This window comes from Pseudomonas borbori, assembly GCF_900115555.1.
GTDB classification, from domain to species: domain Bacteria; phylum Pseudomonadota; class Gammaproteobacteria; order Pseudomonadales; family Pseudomonadaceae; genus Aquipseudomonas; species Aquipseudomonas borbori.
Window position 1 is genome coordinate 92,121 of sequence record NZ_FOWX01000012.1, and the last position, 17,729, is coordinate 109,849.

Annotated in this window: 15 protein-coding genes; 11 read left to right on the forward strand and 4 right to left on the reverse strand. The window is 65.4% G+C overall.

Going from position 1 to position 17,729, the window contains the following annotated elements:
- Positions 1–162: 162 nt before the first annotated feature.
- The 5 genes from ectA to BM315_RS11150 all read left to right on the forward strand — a co-directional run bounded on the left by ectA (position 163) and on the right by BM315_RS11150 (position 5,007).
- Positions 163–705, forward strand: coding sequence for a diaminobutyrate acetyltransferase (ectA, locus tag BM315_RS11130; protein ID WP_090500861.1), 543 nt, complete (start codon positions 163–165; stop codon positions 703–705).
- A complete protein-coding gene (gene ectB, locus BM315_RS11135) occupies positions 702–1,976 on the forward strand; it encodes a diaminobutyrate--2-oxoglutarate transaminase (protein ID WP_090500863.1) in 1,275 nt (424 codons plus the stop codon). The genes ectA and ectB overlap by 4 nt, the downstream gene beginning before the upstream one ends.
- A gap of 171 nt (positions 1,977–2,147) precedes the next feature.
- Positions 2,148–2,543 (forward strand): ectoine synthase, encoded by a 396-nt coding sequence (locus BM315_RS11140; RefSeq protein WP_090500865.1) that lies wholly within the window; start codon positions 2,148–2,150, stop codon positions 2,541–2,543.
- A gap of 30 nt (positions 2,544–2,573) precedes the next feature.
- Entirely contained in the window at positions 2,574–3,491 is a 918-nt protein-coding gene (gene thpD, locus BM315_RS11145) for an ectoine hydroxylase (protein WP_090500867.1), read from the forward strand.
- An 85-nt stretch (positions 3,492–3,576) separates the two neighbouring features.
- Positions 3,577–5,007 carry an aspartate kinase gene (locus BM315_RS11150; protein ID WP_090500869.1) on the forward strand — a complete coding sequence of 477 codons (1,431 nt, stop codon included), beginning with the start codon at positions 3,577–3,579 and terminating at the stop codon, positions 5,005–5,007.
- Between the two features lie 76 nt (positions 5,008–5,083).
- Here the strand turns inward: BM315_RS11150 and BM315_RS11155 are convergent, their stop codons facing one another.
- Positions 5,084–7,960 carry a putative bifunctional diguanylate cyclase/phosphodiesterase gene (locus BM315_RS11155; RefSeq protein ID WP_090500871.1) on the reverse strand — a complete coding sequence of 959 codons (2,877 nt, stop codon included), beginning with the start codon at positions 7,958–7,960 and terminating at the stop codon, positions 5,084–5,086.
- A gap of 232 nt (positions 7,961–8,192) precedes the next feature.
- Between BM315_RS11155 and uvrD the strand changes: the two genes are divergently transcribed.
- From uvrD to BM315_RS11175, 4 genes are all read left to right on the forward strand, one after another.
- On the forward strand, positions 8,193–10,382 hold the full coding sequence (gene uvrD, locus BM315_RS11160; RefSeq protein WP_090500872.1) for a DNA helicase II: 2,190 nt from the start codon (positions 8,193–8,195) through the stop codon (positions 10,380–10,382).
- A gap of 101 nt (positions 10,383–10,483) precedes the next feature.
- Positions 10,484–11,578, forward strand: a complete 1,095-nt coding sequence (locus BM315_RS11165; RefSeq protein WP_090500874.1) for a TRAP transporter substrate-binding protein — start codon at positions 10,484–10,486, stop codon at positions 11,576–11,578.
- Positions 11,579–11,699: 121 nt separating this feature from the next.
- The gene (locus tag BM315_RS11170; RefSeq protein ID WP_090500875.1) at positions 11,700–12,278 is read left to right on the forward strand and encodes a TetR family transcriptional regulator; all 579 of its coding nucleotides are present in this window, start codon (positions 11,700–11,702) and stop codon (positions 12,276–12,278) included.
- Positions 12,279–12,403: 125 nt separating this feature from the next.
- Positions 12,404–13,246, forward strand: a complete 843-nt coding sequence (locus BM315_RS11175; protein WP_090500877.1) for a Tim44 domain-containing protein — start codon at positions 12,404–12,406, stop codon at positions 13,244–13,246.
- 167 nt (positions 13,247–13,413) lie between these two features.
- Here BM315_RS11175 and BM315_RS11180 read toward each other — a convergent pair whose 3' ends face one another.
- On the reverse strand, positions 13,414–13,887 hold the full coding sequence (locus BM315_RS11180; protein WP_090500879.1) for an aminoacyl-tRNA deacylase: 474 nt from the start codon (positions 13,885–13,887) through the stop codon (positions 13,414–13,416).
- Positions 13,888–14,088: 201 nt separating this feature from the next.
- On the opposite strand from BM315_RS11180, the gene BM315_RS11185 reads away from it, so the two are divergent.
- Positions 14,089–14,499, forward strand: a complete 411-nt coding sequence (locus BM315_RS11185) for an SMI1/KNR4 family protein (protein WP_090500977.1) — start codon at positions 14,089–14,091, stop codon at positions 14,497–14,499.
- A gap of 27 nt (positions 14,500–14,526) precedes the next feature.
- On the opposite strand, the gene BM315_RS11190 is transcribed toward BM315_RS11185, so the two are convergent.
- Positions 14,527–15,192 carry a GntR family transcriptional regulator gene (locus BM315_RS11190; protein ID WP_090500881.1) on the reverse strand — a complete coding sequence of 222 codons (666 nt, stop codon included), beginning with the start codon at positions 15,190–15,192 and terminating at the stop codon, positions 14,527–14,529.
- Positions 15,193–15,403: 211 nt separating this feature from the next.
- On the reverse strand, positions 15,404–16,183 hold the full coding sequence (locus BM315_RS11195) for an SDR family NAD(P)-dependent oxidoreductase (RefSeq protein ID WP_090500883.1): 780 nt from the start codon (positions 16,181–16,183) through the stop codon (positions 15,404–15,406).
- A gap of 122 nt (positions 16,184–16,305) precedes the next feature.
- Here BM315_RS11195 and BM315_RS11200 point away from each other — a divergent pair, with 122 nt between their 5' ends.
- A complete protein-coding gene (locus tag BM315_RS11200) occupies positions 16,306–17,697 on the forward strand; it encodes an aspartate aminotransferase family protein (RefSeq protein ID WP_090500885.1) in 1,392 nt (463 codons plus the stop codon).
- The last annotated feature ends 32 nt before the right edge of the window (positions 17,698–17,729 follow it).

Genomic DNA, 17,729 nt, shown 5'->3' on the forward strand with positions numbered 1-17,729 from the left:
CACCACGGCGCGCGCAATCTGCTAGTTATTCGGCCCTAAATTAACCCCGCTCGCGAACAATCTTCATCGAGTCGTCATCTTGACTATCGTCATTGCGGGTTGAGAAAACTTTCTACCTATGTTTACCCTAATAGGGATTTGTCCAACTTCAAGGATTCTGGTTTGAGTTTTGCCCCCGTCACGCTCCGTCGCCCAACCGACGGCGACGGATATCCGCTGCATCAATTGGTAGCCCGCTGCCAACCCCTGGACACCAATTCGGCGTATTGCAATCTGCTGCAGTGCACCGATTTCGCCGATACCGCCATAGCCGCCGAGAACGCTGACGGCCAACTGGTGGGATTCATCTCCGGCTACCGTCCACCCTCGCGTCCAGACACGCTATTCGTCTGGCAGGTCGCGGTGGATGCCTCGCTCCGCGGCCAGGGTTTGGCCCTGCGCATGCTGCTGGCGCTGACCGAACGGGTCGCCGCTCAGGGCGTACGCTTTCTGGAAACCACCATTTCGCCGGACAACGGCGCCTCACAGGCGCTGTTCAAGCGGGCCTTTGCCCGCCTGGGCATCGACTACGAGACCCGCACCCTGTTCTCCCGCGCCGCGCACTTCGCCGGCCAGCACGAGGACGAGGTGCTCTATCGCGCCGGCCCGTTCCACGCCCCCGTCTTGCCCCCCCTTTCGAAAGAAAGCCTCAAGGAGACCGCATGAACCTCTTCGAACAGAACGAATCGTCCGTCAGGAGCTATTGCCGCTCATTCCCCGTGGTATTCGACCAGGCGCGTGGCGCCGAGCTGATCACCCGCGACGGCAAGCACTACATCGATTTCCTCGCCGGCGCCGGCACCCTGAATTACGGGCACAACCACCCGGTGCTCAAGCAGGCGCTGCTCGACTACATCGGCAACGACGGCATCACCCACGGCCTGGACATGTATTCCGATGCCAAGGAGCGTTTCCTCGAGACCTTCAGCCGCTTGATCCTCAAGCCGCGCGGCATGGATTACCTGATGCAGTTCACCGGCCCGACCGGCACCAACGCGGTGGAAGCCGCGCTCAAGCTGGCGCGCAAGGTCACCGGACGCAGCAACGTCATCAGCTTCACCAACGGTTTCCACGGCTGCAGCATCGGCGCCCTGGCCGCCACCGGCAACCAGCACCATCGCGGTGCCGCCGGCGTGCCGCTGACCGATGTCAGCCGCATGCCCTACGCCAACTACTTCGGCGACAAGGTCAACACCATCGGCATGATGGACAAGCTGCTCGGCGACCCGAGCAGCGGCATCGACAAGCCGGCCGCGGTGATCGTCGAAGTGGTGCAGGGCGAAGGCGGCCTGAATGCCGCATCGGCCGAATGGGTGCGCAAGCTGGAGAAACTCTGCCGCAAGCACCAGATGCTGCTGATCGTCGACGACATCCAGGCCGGCTGCGGCCGCACCGGCAGCTTCTTCAGCTTCGAGGCGATGGGCATCAAGCCGGACATGATCACCCTGTCCAAGTCGCTCAGCGGCTTCGGCCTGCCGTTCGCCATGCTGCTGCTGCGCAAGGAGCTGGACCAGTGGAAGCCGGGCGAGCACAACGGCACCTTCCGCGGCAACAACCACGCCTTCGTCACTGCCACCGCGGCCCTCGAGCACTTCTGGCGCGACGACCAGTTCGCCAGGAGCGTGCAGGCCAAGGGCAAGCGCATCGCCGACGGGATGAACAAGATCGTCCGCCGCTACGGCCCGGACTCGTTGTTCATCAAGGGCCGCGGCATGATGATCGGCATCAGCTGCCCGGATGGCGACAGCGCCGCCGCCATCTGCCGTCATGCCTTCGAGCACGGCCTGGTGATCGAGACCAGCGGCGCCCACAGCGAAGTGGTCAAGTGCCTGTGCCCGCTGACCATCAGCGAAGCGCAGATCGACAAGGCCATGAGCATTCTCGACGCGGCCTTCGCCGCCGTGATGTCCGAACAAGCTCGCGAACAGGCTGTGTGAAAACGTAGCGAGCAAAGGTTAGGCAAGGCAAAAACAGGCGAGGAAGCGGAGTCTACGAGTTGTAAATGAGCATTCCGACTGGGCTCGCATCCGAGCCTGTTTTTAACGCCGCATAACCGAGCGCAGTAGTTTTCACACAGTCTGCAATCAAGCCTCTTGAGGAATCGAAACATGATCGTACGTACCCTCGCCGACTGCGAGCAGTCCAACCGCAAGATCGTCACTGAAACCTGGGACAGCACGCGCATGCTGCTCAAGGACGACAACATGGGCTTCTCGTTCCATATCACCACCATCTACGCCAACACCGAGACCCACATCTGGTACCAGAACCACCTGGAGTCGGTGTACTGCATCAGCGGCGAAGGCGAAATCGAGACCATTGCCGACGGCAAGATCTACCCGATCGCCCCCGGCACCCTGTACATCCTCGACAAGCACGACGAGCACCTGCTGCGCGGCACCACGGAGATGAAGATGGCCTGCGTGTTCAATCCGCCGCTCAACGGCAAGGAAGTGCATGACGAAAGCGGTGTGTATCCGCTGGAGGCAGAAACCGTCGCCTGATAATCGGCCCGGCGAAAGGAGAAATTCCACATGACCCCTGAACCAATCGACCTCTACCCCTCGCGCCAGCACGAGCAACCGAGCTGGCAGGACCGCCTCGACCCGGTGGTCTACCGCAGTGATCTGGAAAACGCGCCGCTCAGCGCGCAACAGCTCGAGCGCTACCAGCGCGACGGCTACCTGGTATTGCACGATGTGTTCAGCGCCGAGGAAGTGGCGGTGTTGCGCCAGGAACTCGACCGCGTACGCCGCGACCCGGCGATCGCGGATTCCGGCAAAACCATCACCGAGCCGGAAAGCGGCGCGATACGCTCGGTGTTCGCCATCCACAAGGACAACGCCCTGTTCGGTCGCGTCGCCCGTGACGAACGCATCGCTGGGATCGCGCGCTTCCTGCTCGGCGGCGAGCTGTATGTGCACCAGTCGCGGATGAACTTCAAGCCGGGCTTCACCGGCAAGGAGTTCTACTGGCATTCGGACTTCGAGACCTGGCACGTCGAGGACGGCATGCCGCGCATGCGCGCGCTGAGCTGCTCGATCCTGCTCACCGACAACCAGCCGCACAACGGCCCGCTGCTGCTGATTCCCGGCTCGCACAAGCACTACGTGCGCTGCGTCGGCGCCACGCCGGAGAACCACTACGAAGAATCGCTGCGCAAGCAGCAGTTCGGCGTGCCGGACGACCACAGCCTGAGCGAGATGGCCAGCCGTTACGGCATCGACACCGCCCTCGGCCCGGCCGGCAGCGTGGTGTTCTTCGACAGCAACATCCTCCACGGCTCCAACAGCAACATCACCCCCAGCGCCCGCAGCAACCTGTTCTACGTCTACAACCAGGTGGACAACGCGCTGCAGGCGCCCTTCTGCGCCCAGGTGCCACGCCCGGCCTTCGTCGCCGAGCGCGAGGACTTCGCCGCGCTGGATATCCAGCCGCAAGCGTACCCCTGAGTCACAGGCCCGCAACAGCGGGCCTGATCCATTCCCGGGTGGGCGCTTGCCGGCCACCTGCCGAACTCACCACGACCGGACTCTCATGCATACCGTAGAAAAGATCGGCGGCACCTCCATGAGCCGCTTCGAGGAAGTGCTCGACAATATTCTCCTCGGCCAGCGCCAAGACCAGCGGCTATACCAGCGGGTCTTCGTCGTCTCGGCCTTCAGCGGCATGACCAACCTGCTGCTGGAGCACAAGAAAACCGGCGAACCCGGCGTCTACCAGCGCTTCGCCGATGCCCACAACGAGGAGGCCTGGCTCGAGGCGCTGGAAGCGGTGCGCCAGCAGATGCTGGCGAAGAACGCCGCGTTGTTCGCCGGCGAATTCGAGCGCCAGGCGGCCAACCAGTTCATCGGCGCGCGCATCGACGATGTCCGCGAGTGCATGCACAGCCTGCAGCGGCTGTGCGTCTACGGCCACTTCCAGCTCAGCGAACACCTGATGAAGGTGCGCGAGATGCTCGCCTCTCTGGGTGAGGCGCACAGCGCCTTCAATACCGTGCTGGCGCTCAAGCAGCGCGGGGTCAACGCCAAGCTGGTCGACCTCACCGGCTGGCACCTGGACGCGCCACTGCCCTTCGAGGAGATGATCCGCAGTTGCTTCGCGGAGCTCGACCTGAGCTGCGAGCTGGCCGTCGCCACCGGCTATACCCACTGCAGCGAAGGCCTGATGAACACCTTCGACCGCGGCTACAGCGAGATCACCTTCGCCCAGATTGCCGCCGCCACCGGCGCCCGCGAGGCGATCATCCACAAGGAATTCCACCTCAGCAGCGCCGACCCCAACCTGGTTGGCGCCGACAAGGTGGTGACCATCGGCCGGACCAATTACGACGTCGCCGACCAACTGTCCAACCTGGGCATGGAGGCCATCCACCCCAAGGCCGCCAAGACCCTGCGCCGGGCCAATATCGAGTTGCGCATCAAGAATGCCTTCGAGCCCGAGCATGCCGGCACCCTGATCAGCCAGCCCTACCGCAGCGAGCGGCCCTGCGTGGAGATCATCGCCGGGCGCAAGGACGTATTCGGCCTGGAAGTCTTCGATCAGGAAATGCTCGGCGACGTCGGCTACGACATCGAGATCACCAAGCTGCTCAAGCAGCTCAAGCTGTACGTGGTCAACAAGGACTCCGACGCCAACAGCATCACCTATTACGCCTCGGGTTCGCGCAAGCTGATCAACCGCGCCGCGCGGCTGATCGAGGAACGCTACCCGGCCGCCGAGGTGACCGTGCACAACGTCGCCATCGTCTCGGCGATCGGCTCGGACCTCAAGGTCAAGGGCATCCTCGCCAAGACGGTGGCGGCGCTGGCCGAAGCGGGCATCAGCATCCAGGCGGTGCACCAGTCGATCCGCCAGGTGGGGATGCAGTGCGTGGTCAACGAGGAAGACTACGACGCCGCCGTGGCCGCGCTGCACCGGGCGCTGATCGAACCGGAAAATCATGGCGACGTGATCGCCGCGGCCTAGGAGCCTGCTGGTCCATTCCGGCACCTGAGGCGGCTCGATGGGCGATGAGGCGCATAGGCCTCATCGCTAATCGATCTCAGGGTGCGCGGGTCTGGTCACGCAGCAGCTGGGCAAACTGCTCCGCCGGCACCGGCCTGCTGATCAGGTAGCCCTGAATCTCGTCGCACTGCTGGGCCTTGAGGAAATCCATCTGCGCCTGGGTTTCCACGCCCTCGGCGACCACCTTCAGCTCCAGGCTGTGGGCCATGACGATGATCGCCCGGGTAATGGCCGCATCCTCGCCGCCGAGCGCCAGGTCGCGGATGAAGGTCTGGTCGATCTTCACGTAGTCCACCGGGAAGCGCTTGAGGTAGCTGAGCGAGGAGTAGCCGGTGCCGAAGTCGTCGATCGCCAGCTTGACCCCCAGGTCGCGCAGCTGCTGGAAGGTGCTGATGACGCTCTCGACGTTGTCGAGCAACTGGCTCTCGGTCAATTCCAGCTCGAGGAACTGCGGCGCCAGGCCGGTTTCGTCGAGCACCTGACGCACCAGGCTGGTCAGCTTGCCCTGGCGCAACTGATGCACCGACAGGTTCACCGACACGCGGATCTGCGCCAGGCCCTGCAGTTGCCAGGCCCGCGCCTGCTGACAGGCGCGGCGCAGGACGAATTCGCCGATCGGCGCGATCAGCCCGGTTTCCTCGGCCAGGCCGATGAAGTCCCCCGGCGGCACCATCCCGCGCTCCGGATGGCGCCAGCGCACCAGCGCCTCGGCGGCGTTGAGGCTGTCGTCGGCCAGGCACAGCTTGGGCTGGTAGAACACCTCCAGCTGCTGTTCGTCGATCGCCTTGCGCAGCTGGGTCTCCAGTTGCAGGCGTTCCAGGGTGCAGGCCTGCAGGTTGTCGGTGAAGAACTGGAAGGTGTTGCCGCCCAGGTGCTTGGCATGCTGCATGGCCATATCGGCCTGGCTGACCAGGGTCGAGATCTCCCGCGCGTTGTCCGGCAGCAGGCTGATGCCCAGGGAGGCGCTGACCACCAGTTCCTGGCCGCCGACGGTCATCGGCAGGCGCAACTTGGCCAGCAGGCGGCTAGCCATGCGCGCCAGGGTCGAGAGGCTGCCGTAGGAATCGAGCAGCACGGCGAACTCGTCGCCGGACAAGCGCGCGATGCAGTCGGCTTCCGGCACGGCCTGGGTCAGGCGGCGGCTCATCTGCCGCAGCAGTTGGTCGGCCACTTCATGGCCGAGGCTGTCGTTGAGCCACTTGAAACGGTCCAGGTCGACGTGCAGCAGGGCCAGGCTGCGCCCGCTCTGCCGCGAGCGCTGGCTGGCCTCGTGCAGGCGGTTCTTAAACAGGCTGCGGTTGGCCAGGCCGGTCAGTTCGTCGTAGTGCGACAGGTAGCGCAGACGCTCCTCGGCCTCGCGCCGCGACGACAGGTCGGCGAAGAAGCCGACGATATGGCTGACCAGCCCGCGCGCATCGCGCACCACGTTGAGTTGCAGCAGTTGCGGGTAGAGTTCGCCGTTCTTACGCGTCTCGATCAACTCGCCCTGCCAGCGGTCGCCGCGCTCCAGCTCCAGACGGATCAGCTGGTACTGGTGGCGGGTGTCGCGGCTGCCGATCAGGCTGGCGACGCTCTTGCCGAGCACCTCCTCCTGGCGATAGCCGGTGACCTGGCTGAACGCCTGGTTGACCGCCAGCAGGCGGTAGTTCGGGTCGAGAATGACGATGCCTTCGCTGGCCGCTTCGAACACGGTGGCGGCCAGGCGCTGCTGTTCTTCTTGCTGCTTGCGCGCGGTGATGGTGCGCCGCGTGCCGAGCATGCGCAGCACCCGACCCTGGGCGTCGCGCTCCACCGCACGACCGCGGTCCTCGACCCAGACCCAATGGCCATCGGCGTGCTTGACCCGGTACTCGATCTGATAACCGTCGCTGCGGCCCTTCATGTGCTCGACCAGGGTGCGGCGCAGCAACGGCAGGTCGTCCGGGTGCAGGCGCGGCTTGAGGTCGCGCAGCATGGCCTGCACCGCCTCGGGTTCGAGGCCGAAGATTTCCTTGAGCTGCGAGTGATGCACTTCATCGCTCTGCAGGTTCCAGTCCCACAAGCCCAGCTCGCTGGCCTCCAGGGCCAGGGCCAGGCGCGCCTGGCTCTTGCTCAGGGCGTGGGTGGCATCGTCCAGCTCCAGGGTACGCTCGGCCACGCGCATTTCCAGTTCTGCATGGGCGGTGCGCAGCTCGCCTTCGGCCCAGCGGCGCTGCTCGACTTCGCGTTCCAGTTCGCCATTGAGCGTCTCGGCCCGCTGCCGGGCATGCTGCAGACGGCCGATCAGCGCCTGATTCTGGAAGCGCTGCAACAGGCTGCGCTGCAGCAGGCGGTTGACCTGCCAGGCCACCACCAGCAGGGTCAGCAAGAGGATACCGCCGAGCATGCCCCAGCCGCGCTGCAGGCTATGCTCGCTGAGCAGCAGATAGGCCACCGACGGCAGCAGGCAGGGCAAGGCGAAGGTCAGGAACGCCGACAGGCTGACGGCATAGGCCACGCTGGCGGAAAGGATAGCCGCGGCGATCAGGCCGTAGACCAGAGCCTGCTGATAGAACACGTCGGCCGGCACCAGGGCGATGGCGGCGAAGGCCAGGGTCAGGCCGGAGGCGCCGGCGCCGAACAGGAAGTTGCGCCGCCAGTGCGCCTGCACCTGGCTGCTCGGCGGTGCCGTGTTGAAGGCCCTGACCTGAAGCAGGCGCAGCACGGCCAGCAGCACCAACCAGATCAGCCAGCCGGAGAGCAGCACCCGGCTCGGCGGCGCCCAGAGCAAATAGGCACAGGCCGCGCCATTGAGCAGCATAAATAGGGTCGGCACCCACGAGCCCTGATACAGCAGGCGGGTACGTTCGATGGCGATATCCGTGGCGAATTGCTGACGAATCTCGCGGGCACTGTCCAGGGTTAGCTCGGCAGCGGCGCTAGCGGTCTGAGTCATAGGCTATTTTCTTGTAATGGGCTGCCTAGGTCGGCGGAGCATACCCGAGCTAGACGCTTCGCCCAACAATCATCTGTGCAAATCCACCGAGCCGGCAGGCCCCTTCATCTGGCCAGGATGCGCCGCAACATCCAGCCGGCAAGCTGACTGGCCGGTCGTCCACTGGCCACCGTGCGGCGATGTGCCACGCGCCCGGTTTGCCCTCGCCGCCGCCGCCCCCTAGAATGCCGCGATGCAAAACGACCCCGAACTCCTGATCGCCTCCCTCAACGATGCCCAACGCCAGGCCGTCACCGCCCGCCTCGGCCGGCAACTGGTGCTGGCCGGCGCCGGCTCCGGCAAGACCCGGGTGCTGGTGCACCGTATCGCCTGGCTGATCCAGATCGAAAACGCCTCGCCGCACAGCGTCCTGTCGGTGACCTTCACCAACAAGGCTGCCGCCGAGATGCGTGCGCGCATCGAGCAGATGCTCGGCGTCAATCCGGCCGGCATGTGGGTCGGCACCTTCCACGGCCTGGCCCATCGCCTGCTGCGCGCGCACTGGCAGGAAGCCGGGCTGGCGGAGAACTTCCAGATCCTCGACTCCGACGACCAGCAGCGCCTGGTCAAGCGGGTGATCCGCGAACTGGGCCTGGACGAGCAGCGCTGGCCGGCCAAGCAGGCGCAGTGGTTCATCAACGGGCAGAAGGACGAAGGCATCCGAGCGCAGGGCATCCAGGCCAGCGGCGACCTGTTCCTGGCCACCATGCGCGGCATCTACGAAGCCTACGAAGCGGCCTGCGCGCGCGCCGGGGTGATCGACTTCGCCGAACTGCTGCTGCGCGCCCTCGACCTGTGGCGCGACAAGCCGGGCCTGCTCGAACATTACCAGCGGCGCTTCCGCCATGTCCTGGTCGACGAGTTCCAGGACACCAACGCCGTGCAGTACGCTTGGCTGCGCCTGCTGGCCAGGGGCGGCGACAGCCTGATGGTGGTCGGCGACGACGACCAGTCGATCTACGGCTGGCGCGGGGCCAAGATCGAGAACATCCAGCAGTACAGCAGCGACTTCCCGGACGCCGAGGTGATCCGCCTGGAGCAGAACTACCGCTCCAGCGCCGGCATCCTCAAGGCCGCCAACGCGCTGATTGCCCATAACCAGGGGCGCCTGGGCAAGGAGCTGTGGACCGAGGACGGCGACGGCGAGCCGCTCAACCTGTATGCGGCGTTCAACGAACACGACGAAGCCCGCTACGTGGTCGAGACGATCGAGGACGCCCTGCGCAAGGACGGCCTCAAACGCAGCGAGATCGCCATCCTGTACCGCTCCAACGCCCAGTCGCGGGTGCTCGAAGAGGCGCTGCTGCGCGAGAAGATCCCCTACCGCATCTACGGCGGTCAGCGCTTCTTCGAGCGCGCCGAGATCAAGAACGCCATGGCCTACCTGCGCCTGCTCGACGGCCGCGGCAACGATGCGGCGCTGGAGCGGGTGATCAACGTGCCGGCCCGCGGCATCGGCGAGAAGAGCGTCGAAGCGATCCGCGCCTACGCCCGCGAGCATGATGTATCGATGTGGGAAGCGGTGCGCCTGATGCTGGCCGGCAAGGTTCTGCCCGGCCGCGCCGCGGGCGCCCTGGCCGGCTTCGTCGAGCTGATCGAGAATCTCGCGGCCAAGGTGCTGGACATGCCGCTGCACCTGATGACCCAGACCGTCATCGAACAGAGCGGCCTGATCGCCTACCACCAGGCCGAGAAAGGCGAGAAGGCCCAGGCGCGCATCGACAACCTCGAGGAACTGGTCAGTGCCGCGCGCACCTTCGACAACGACGAGGACGCCGAACTGACCCCGCTGCAGGCCTTCCTCAGCCACGCCTCGCTGGAGGCCGGCGACACCCAGGCCGCGGAAAACGAAGACAGCGTGCAACTGATGACCCTGCACAGCGCCAAGGGCCTGGAGTTTCCCCTGGTGTTCCTGGTCGGCATGGAGGAAGGCCTGTTCCCGCACAAGATGAGCCTGGAAGAACCCGGCCGCCTGGAAGAGGAGCGCCGCCTGGCCTATGTCGGCATCACCCGCGCCATGCACAAACTGGTGATCAGCTACGCCGAGACCCGCCGCCTCTATGGCAGCGAAACCTACAACAAGGTGTCGCGCTTCGTCCGCGAGATTCCAGCGCCGCTGATCCAGGAAGTGCGCCTGTCCAATAGCGTCAGCCGGCCCTTCACCTCGAACAATCGCGGCATGGCCGGCAGCAGCATGTTCGCCGGCAGCGCCGTGCCGGACACCGCCTTTAGCCTCGGCCAGCGGGTGCAGCATGCGCTGTTCGGCGAGGGCACCATCCTCAACTTCGAGGGTGCCGGCGCCCAGGCGCGGGTGCAGGTGAATTTCGAAAGCGAGGGCAGCAAGTGGCTGATGCTCAGCTACGCCAAGCTGCAGGCCCTGTAACAACGGACCGTAGCCCGGATGAAATCCGGGGGCACTACCGACGACCTTCCCGGATTGCATCCGGGCTACGGAATTAACCCAAAACAACAAGGAAGCACCCGATGAACCGCCGCAATCTCTTCAGCGCCGCCGCGGCGCTGCTCGTCGCCCTCGGCCTGGCCGGCTGCAATGACGAAAAAGCCGCCAGCGAGCAGGCCGCTGTCGAACCGGCGCAGCGCTTCCAGTGGAAAATGGTCACCGCCTGGCCGAAGAACTACCCGGGCCTGGGCACCGCCGCCGAGCGCCTGGCCGAGCGGGTCGCGACCATGAGTGGCGGGCGCCTGACCATCAAGGTCTACGCCGGCGGCGAGCTGGTGCCGCCGCTGGAGGTGTTCGACGCCGTCTCGCGCGGCACCGCCGAACTGGGTCACGGCGCCGCCTATTACTGGAAGGGCAAGGTGCCGGCCGCGCAGTTCTTCACCGCCGTGCCCTTCGGCCTGTCCACCAGCGAGATGAACGCCTGGCTGAGCAAGGGCGGCGGTCAGGCGCTGTGGGACGAGGCCTACGCCCCCTACGGGGTGAAACCGCTGGTGGTGGGCAATACCGGCATGCAGATGGGCGGCTGGTACAACAAGGAGATCAACGCCCTGGACGACCTCAAGGGCCTGAAGATCCGCATGCCGGGCCTCGGCGGCGAGGTGCTGAGCAAGCTCGGCGCGACCACCGTCAACCTGCCCGGCGGCGAGGTGTTCACCGCCCTGCAGACGGGCGCCATCGACGCCAGCGACTGGGTCAGCCCCTACAACGACCTGGCCTTCGGCCTGCACAAGGCGGCCAAGTTCTACTACTACCCGGGCTGGCAGGAGCCGCAGGCGGTGCTCGAACTGCTGATCAACCAGCAGGCCTTCGACAGCCTGCCGGCCGACCTGCAGGCGATCCTCAGCGAAGCGGCCCGCGCCGCCAGCCAGGACATGCTCGACGACTACGTCTACCACAACGCCCTGGCCCTGGACGAACTCAAGCAACAGGGCGCCCTGCTCAAGCGCTTCCCCGACGAGGTACTCGACGCCCTGCAACGCGAATCCGAAGTGGTACTCGGCGAACTGGCCGCGCAGAGCGAGCTGAATGGACGCATCTGGGCCTCGATGAAGGCCTTCCAGGCCCAGGCCAGCCAGATGCACAAACTGTCCGAGAAGGAGCTGTATAACTGGCGTTGAGCCCCCTCGCAATCTCAGGTGGTGCGCACGGCCCACGACCAACCGAAACCGAGGCTTCCGTTGGTCGACTGCACCCCGCCTCCCGCGCCTCCCGGCCCATACTGCTTGGCGAGGTGAACCGATGAAACAAGCGAAAATCACTGCCCCGCAGATCCTCGATGCCGCTCTGCACCTGGCCGATGTCTGCGGCTGGGAGCGCCTGCACCTGTTCGATGTGGCCGCCCGACTCGACGTTGGCCTGGACGCCATCGCCACCCATTACCGGGAAAAGGACCAACTGGTGGAGGCCTGGTTCGACCGCGCCGACCGGGCCATGCTGGCGCGCGGCAGCGCCGCCGACCTGAGCAGTCTGGCGCCGGCCAAACGTCTGGAAGAGCTGCTGGTCGCCTGGCTCGACAGCCTGGCCGCACACCGCTCGGTGACCGGGCAGATGCTGCTGTACAAGCTCGAACCCGGGCATATCCACCTGCAGATACTCGGCCTGCTGCGCATCAGCCGCACCGTGCAGTGGTGGCGCGAGGGCGCCCGCCGGGAAACCCAACACCTGCAGCGTATCGCCGAGGAGAGCCTGCTGACCGGCGCCTACCTGCGCAGCTTCATCCACTGGTTGCGCCATCCCGAGGAAGACGCCGCCGAGTTCCGCGCCTTCCTCCGTCGGCAACTGCGCTGCGGGCCGCTGCTGCTGTTGTTGTGCCGGTAAGTTGCGGCGCCGAGGCCATACCGTTGAGCGAAAAGCAAAAGCCCGAAACATTCTATGACTAGCCTTCCACGCGGCTGGCGGGCAAGATGCCGCGCATAGTTCCAACAACCAAGAGACAGCCGATAATGCAGCGTTTCCTCAGCATCGCCCTGGCCATGTGCCTGAGTTTGGGTCTTACCATGAGCTTCGACGCCGAAGCCAAGCGTTTTGGTGGCGCTAAATCCTTCGGCTCCGCGCCGAGCCATCAGACCCGCCAGGCGCCGACCCAGCAAAGCGCCGCCGCGCCGACCGCCGGTCGTCAGCCAGCTGCCGCCAGTGGCGCCTCGCGCTGGCTCGGCCCATTGGCCGGCCTGGCCGCCGGCGGCCTGCTCGCCTCGATGTTCATGGGTGACGGCTTCGAAGGCCTGCAGATCATGGACATGCTGATCTTCGGCCTGATCGCCTTCCTGCTGTTCCGCTTCCTCGCCTCCCGGCGCAAGCAGGCCGGCCCGCTAACCGCCAATGGCGCGCCCATGCAGCGCGAAATGCCCGCTCAGGCTGCCCCCGCCTCGATCTTCGGTGGCGCTGGCGCCGCCGCGATCAAGCCGGTGATCAATGCCCCGGCCTGGTTCAACGAGCAAAGCTTCGTCAGCGCCGGCCGCGAGCACTTCCTCAGTCTGCAGCAGCACTGGGACGCCAACGAGATGGACAAGATCGCCGAGTTCGTCACCCCGCAGCTGCTCGAGTTCCTCAAGCGCGAGCGCGCCGACCTGGGTGACGGCTTCCAGTCCACCTATGTCGACAACCTCGAGGTGCAGCTCGATGGCGTCGACGACCTGAGCGACAAGACCGTTGCCACCCTGACCTTCACCGGCGTGGCCAAGACCTCGCGCTTCGACCAGGGCGAAGCCTTCAGCGAAAGCTGGCGCCTGGAACGCGAAGCCGGTGACAACCAGCCGTGGCTGGTGGCCGGTATCCGCCAGAACTGATCCGTTGCGCAATACGGACACCACCCCAGGCTTGCCTGGGGTTTTTTATGCCTGCAGCCTCGGCGGCGGACCCTCAGCGGCGCTCCTTCGGCACAGGTCGGCCGACCCGATGCGGCTGGCGCCGGGCAATCGACCGGCGCCAGACGAAGATCGGCGGCACCGGCGGCTTAGCCGGGCTGTGGGCACAGCTCGCAGACTTCGGCACGGGGCACCAGCTTGAGAAATTCCTCGGTGCTCATATGCACCAGGCTCTCATGGTCGCCGGCCTCGAAGTAGATGTCCTGCTGGCGGGTCAACAGGGGATCGACGCGCATGCTCATCCCGTAGGGCTCACTGACCGCCGGCACCGCGCCCAGCTCGCAATCCTTGAACAGCCTGGCGATGGTCGATTCGCTGCTGAGCTCCCAGTGCTCGCCGCCCTTGCTGACCATGCTCATGTCCAGATGCCGGCTGGCCGGCACGACGGCCATCAGGTAGTGGCCCTTGCGATCGTCGAGGATCACCGGTTTGGCCAGGCGCTCCGCCGGGATGCTGGCCACCCGCGCCGACTCCAGGCTGCTCGCCGAATGCGGGTGCGGGACGATCTCGAACTGACACTGCGCGCTTTCCAGAGTGCGTTTCAACGTTGCTGCCATATGCATGATCCACCTCCTGCGCGAGCCTGGCGTTCAGGTCGTAATCAAGTGACAGGCTCCTGTTCCCAGTTTAGTTCGCGCCCAGGCGCCGAGCCGCGCCAGTGGATGGAAGGCCACCCGAAAAAAAGCAGTGGCGGCGTGGGCTGCTATTCCTCCACACGCCGGCTACTGTATAAAGCCCATCCCTATGCACGAGGTCCTGTGGTCGTGGAAGAAGTCATCGAACAACTGCGTGAACTCAACGAACCGGTGCCAGTGCCGCTGGAGTTGCCGGAGGAAGAACTGCTGGTGGAGATCGAGGAGCAGATCCTGATCAACCTGCCGTTCGAGCTGCGCGAGTTTCTGCTCAAGGTCAGCGACGTGGTCTACGGCCGCCTGGAGCCCGTCACCGCCACCGACCCGCAATCACACACCTACCTGCCGGAAGTCGCCGCAGTGGCCTGGTCGCTGGGCGTACCGCGCGAGCTGGTGCCGATCTGCGAGGATCACGGCAACTACTACTGCGTCGAACAGGACGGCAGCGTGGTGCTCTGGGAAGGCGACAGCGGCGAGCTGAGCGAAGAAGAAAGCTGGGACTCGGTGTGGCACTGGGTGCGCGACGTCTGGCTGGAGAGCTGAGCCCGTCCAGGTCGGGCCAGGCGGGGATCAAGCCTCGCGACTGGCCTCACCCTGCTCCAGCCCTAGCAGGTTGAGCAGGAACTGACCGAAGAAGCTCAGGTCCTGCTCGATCGCCGCCCGCGCCGCCTTGCCGTCGCCGGCCTGCAGGGCTTTCAGGCAGTCGCCGTGAAAATCGTTGAGACGCAATGACAGATCGGCCGCGGTGAACAGGCGATTGAAGAAGGGCCCGACCTGCAGCCACAGCGACTCGATCAACCGCAGCAGCACCGGATTGCCGCAGGCCTGGTACAGGCTCAGGTGAAACTGGCTGTTGTCGCTCAGGTAGGCCTGCACGTCGCGCCGCTCGAGGGCGCTTTCCATGCGCGCGATGCACGCCTGCAACGCCGCCAGCTCGGCCGCACCGATGCGCGCGGCGGCCAGTTCCACCGCCAGGCCCTCCAGACTGATGCGCACCGGCAGCAACTGCTGGTAGCGCTCGCGGGTCATCGCCGGCACCCGCACCGAGCGCTGTGGCTCGCCCTCCAGCGCGCCCTCGGCCACCAGCCGCTGCAAGGCGGCGCGCACCGGCATCGGGCTGGTGCCCCACTCGGCCGCCAGATCACGAATCTTCAGCCGCTCGCCGGGCTGGAAACGCCCGCTCAGCAGGGCCGCTCGGATATTCTGGTAGAGCTGCTCCTGCAGGTTATCGGCCATGGGTCAGCGGTTCCCGGGTACTGGTGGGGCGGGCAGTTGGGCCAGGGTCAGTAGGCAGTTGCGCATGTTGTTCTCCAAAGTATTCAACGAAAGCGAAGCGGTTCTGCGAGCAGCAGGCTAGGCGCAGGGGCGCTTGCAAAGCGCAGTCGACTGCAAGTCAATGAGCCTTTTCGAGCGTCCCTGCAACACCGCCTGAGCGACGCAGAAACGCTCAGGGGGCCTTGTTTTCGATCAGGCAGTTGCCGCCGTCCACCACCAGCACCTCGCCGGTAATGTAGCTGGCTTCGGGCGAGGCGAGAAAGGCCACGGCAGCGGCGATCTCCTCTGGGCGGCCGGCCCGGCCAATCGGCGTGTACGCGGCGGCATGGCGCTCCTCGTCGGTGCTCGAGCCGGTGGCGATCCAGCCCGGCGCCACGCTGTTGACGGTGATGCCCTGCTTGCCGACTTCCAGCGCCAGGCTCATGTTCAGCCCCAACATGGCCGCCTTGGCCGCGCTATAGGCCGATTCACCGGGATTGCTACCGCGGGTGCCGGTGGTCGAGCTGATATGCACAATGCGCCCATAACCACGGGCCTTCATCCCCGGCAACACGGCGCGGGTGAGCAAGAAGGCGCTGGTCAGGTTGCGCGCCAGCGACAGGTTCCAGGTGGCCAGGTCCATGTCCGCCACCTCGGCAAAGGGTTCAGGGCTGCCCTGCATGGCCATGCCGGCGTTATTCACCAAAATGTCGAGATGGCCGAACTGGCCGTGGGCCCAGACGGCCAGCTCGGCCACCTGCGCCTCGTCAGTCAAATCCGCGGCCATGGCGCGGGCGTCTATACCTTCAGCTTGCAACTCGGCGGCGCGTTGGTGAATGCGCGCGCTGCTGGCGGTGATCAGCACCCGCACGCCTTCACGGCCTAAACGCCGGGCGATGGCCAGGCCGATGCCGCTGTCGCTGCCGGCCCCGCTGACCAGTGCCACTTGCTCATGCCACCTAGAATCGCTCATGTTTAAATTCTCTGTGATCACAAATGTGCCTGCATCTTAGCAAGATCGGCCATAAAATCTAGACATTGACAGTTTTGTGATCACAAATAATACTGTGCACAAATTCGAACGAGGTGTTCAACATGACATCCAGTGGTATCAGCTCAGCCGCCGTAGCAACCTTCACCGCCCGCGAGCGGCAGCGCTTTGTGGCGCAGAATCCCAAGTCAGTGGCCCTGGCGGAGCGCGCCCGGCACTCACTGTTCGGTGGCGTGCCGATGCACTGGATGGCCGACTGGTCGACGCCTTCGCCACTGTTTGTCGAGCGGGCCAAGGGCGCGCGCTTCTATGATGTCGACGGCCATGAGTACATCGACTTCTGCCTGGGCGACACCGGCAGCATGTTCGGCCACTCGCCGGCCCCGATCGCCAAAGCCCTTGCCGAACAAGGCAACAACGGCCTGACCACCATGCTCCCCGGCGAAGACGCGGTGGTCGCCGGCGAGCTGCTGGCCGCGCGCTTCGGCCTGCCGTTCTGGCAGGTCACCGCCACCGCCACCGACTCCAACCGTTATGTGCTGCGCTGGGCGCGAGCGATCACCGAGCGCAAGGTGTTGCTGGTGTTCGATGGCTGCTACCACGGCACCGTGGATGACGTGATGGTGCGCTGCCGCGACGGCGAAACCCAGCCACGCTCCGGCCTGATCGGCCAGGCCTACGATCTGACCCGGTACAGCCGCTCGATCCCGTTCAACGATGTCGATGCGCTGGAAGCCGCATTGGCCAAGGGCGACGTCGCGGCGCTGATATGCGAGCCGGCGATGACCAACATCGGCATGGTCCTGCCTGAGCCGGGCTTTATGCAGAAGTGCCGCGAGCTGACCCAGAAGTACGGCAGCCTGCTGATCATCGACGAGACCCACACCATTTCCACCGACATGGGCGGCTGCACCAAGCTGTGGAACCTCGAGCCGGACTTCTTCGTGGTCGGCAAGCCAATCGCCGGCGGCGTGCCGTGCGGCATCTTCGGCTGCAGTGCGGCCATGGCCGAGGCCATGCTCAAGGCGCGCCAGCAGGCCAGCGAAGCGAGCCACGGGCATGGCCACAGCGGCATGGGCACCACCCTGTCGGCCAACGCCCTGGCCATGCACTGCATGCGCGCCAACCTGGAACAGGTGATGACCCAGGCCGCCTACGACCATATGTTGCCGCTGGCCAAGCGCCTGGCCGATGGTTTCCGCCGCCTGATCGGCAAGTACGAGCTCAAGTGGTCGGTAACCGAACTGGGTGCGCGCAGCGAATTCCAGTTCTGCCCGCAGTCGCCGAAGACCGGCGCCGAGGCCGAAGCGGCATTCCATGACGAACTGCAGATGGCCCTGCACCTGTACCTGATCAACCGCGGCATCCTGATCACGCCATTCCACAACATGACCCTGTGCTGCCCGGCCACCACGGCGGCGGATGTGGACAAGCTGATCGCCACGCTCGATCAAGCGCTCGGCGAATTGCTGGCCATCCCCGGCGCCCGCGAATAATCCCATCAGATCGCATCGATGGGTTACGCCGC